The organism is Dolichospermum circinale AWQC310F (assembly GCF_000426925.1).
Lineage (GTDB): Bacteria > Cyanobacteriota > Cyanobacteriia > Cyanobacteriales > Nostocaceae > Dolichospermum > Dolichospermum circinale.
Genome location: NZ_KE384666.1, coordinates 97,948 through 99,927 on the forward strand (window position 1 = coordinate 97,948; position 1,980 = coordinate 99,927).

General features: G+C 34.9%; 3 protein-coding genes. 1 reads left to right on the forward strand and 2 read right to left on the reverse strand.

Features of this window, described 5'->3' with window-relative positions:
• Positions 1 to 358 (forward strand): DUF5131 family protein (locus ACIR310F_RS21470; protein WP_035367576.1); only part of this gene is annotated, 358 nt, incomplete at its 5' end.
• Here ACIR310F_RS21470 and ACIR310F_RS26600 read toward each other — a convergent pair.
• Both ACIR310F_RS26600 and tcmP read right to left on the reverse strand, forming a co-directional pair.
• Entirely contained in the window at positions 348 to 794 is a 447-nt protein-coding gene (locus tag ACIR310F_RS26600; protein WP_231387376.1) for a hypothetical protein, read from the reverse strand. The two genes, ACIR310F_RS21470 and ACIR310F_RS26600, sit on opposite strands and share 11 nt — an antisense overlap.
• 48 nt (positions 795 to 842) lie before the next feature.
• Complete coding sequence (gene tcmP, locus ACIR310F_RS26605) at positions 843 to 1,454, reverse strand: three-Cys-motif partner protein TcmP (RefSeq protein WP_231387377.1); 612 nt, start codon at positions 1,452 to 1,454, stop codon at positions 843 to 845.
• Positions 1,455 to 1,980: the final 526 nt, after the last annotated feature.

Below are 1,980 nucleotides of genomic sequence, written 5' to 3' on the forward strand. Positions count from 1 at the left end.
GGCAAATGTGCGTTTTCTGTCCTGTGAACCATTGTTAGGTTCATTAAATATTGACCTCACAAATATTGATTGGGTCATTGTTGGTGGCGAATCTGGTCAAAAACATCGTCCGATGAAAATTGAATGGGCTGAAGAAATTCGTGATTCCTACGGAGCGCTTCGCTATCAATGTCAAAAGGCAGAAGTAGCATTTTTCTTTAAGCAAATCGGTGGTAGAACTTCTAAAGCTGGGGGTAAGTTATTAGATGGTAGGATATGGGATGAAATGCCAGAAGCTTGGCAAGAACATCAGAAAAAATGGGGTCAATCTCCACGGAAATTAGCATTAAAAAAAGAAAATTTACAACTTACTGCTTAGGAGGAAATGTAACTTTAACAGGATCGCCAAAGGTATTTTTTCTTCGTTCATTAACAGGTGGTTCGGCTGTAATTTTACCTTGAGATTCAAGATTTTTCAGAGCATCTTTATAATTTTTATCAATGAAACTTCTACCAACGTTGTGCTGCATATAAATTTCTTGCATAGTTATTGTTTTACCTGCCAATTCATCCATTAACATTTGTTCTAAATCATCCAAAGGACGTGATATTTCAAATAGTAATGGCTGTCTAATGGTAGCTGGATTATATTCAAAAGACGGGACACCTTGATTTTGATAAGAACTTTCTTTAGCCATGATATCTTTGATGATTTTATAGCCTCTTTTATCTTTACTGACAAAAATTAAGTGATGGCTTGTACGTTTTTTCTTTTCATGTTTAAAACGAAACGGTTGAACATATTCAATATCCATTTCTTTTAATGCGTCACAAATAGTTTTTATAATAGCAATTTCTCTATTTTATGATGTCATTAATTTTAATTCTTGGCGAATTTTATCTGCTTTTTGTTTGCCAAATAAGTCATTTATATTGTCTTCAACAATGGCATTAGTTAAATCCATATTTATACGATTGTAATTAAAAAAGAAGAGGCAATCACAGCCCCAATTTTTCACAACTGAGTAAATAAGGTTAAGCGACAATCCTTTATAACCGTATGGGTCTAAAAAAAATAGTGTAGGAACATGAAAAAATATTTCAAGATTCTTTTCACCAATTTCAAAATTGGTTACTTGAGGTTTATATTTTAAATCATCAATGCCAGTAATTTCATCTATAGCTTTTTGGAGAGAATTGGTATGTTCAGAATTAGCATCATTAAATAATGTTTTCAGCATATTTTGCATATCTGAGTCAGCAACTGCTGTTTCTAAAACTTTTATAGGTGTTGATTTTGAGCCATCTTTATATCTACCTGGACCAGCGAAAAGGTCTATGTAAGCAATTTTATTACCTGCTTGTTTAGCAGTCGGGATAATCACCTTTGCCCAAACCCTGAAATATTTCTCAACAATTCTGGCTTTTACCAAAGATTGCTCTTTCTGTTCATCAAAGAAGGAATCGTTACTCATAAGTAATGCTTCTATCTATACTATTATTATAATAGTGTCTAAATTACTGAATTTCTATAAATGACACCAAAATATTTTAAATTTTGTAGTTTTTCGGTTAAGTATAAGAGGTCGTTTGAAAAGTCTAAATTCATACTCTCTTGGGCGATTAGAAAGATGCTTCCAGCACGCCCTACGCCAACGCGGCTATACAAAAAAAACCCACCTTCGTGGGTTTAGAACCCTTGATTTTTCATTAGTCCACCTTTGCGTGCGTTATGCAGGAATAGGTGGAGTTCGCTTGTGTAGTAGCGATAGCGCAGCGTGGCGTAAGCCATATTATATTCGCTGATAGCGTAGTGTGGTTGATGTTGGGTTTCGTTCCTCAACCCAACCTACAAATTACTACAAATTACAATGGTGAATAGACAGCCAAGAAATTCCTCTTACCGTTTACAGCGGTTTCCGATCTGATGAAGTACAAAGTTGAATCATGAAACTCTTGTGGTGCGGGCATCTTGCCCGCTAAATATGTACCTCATAACAC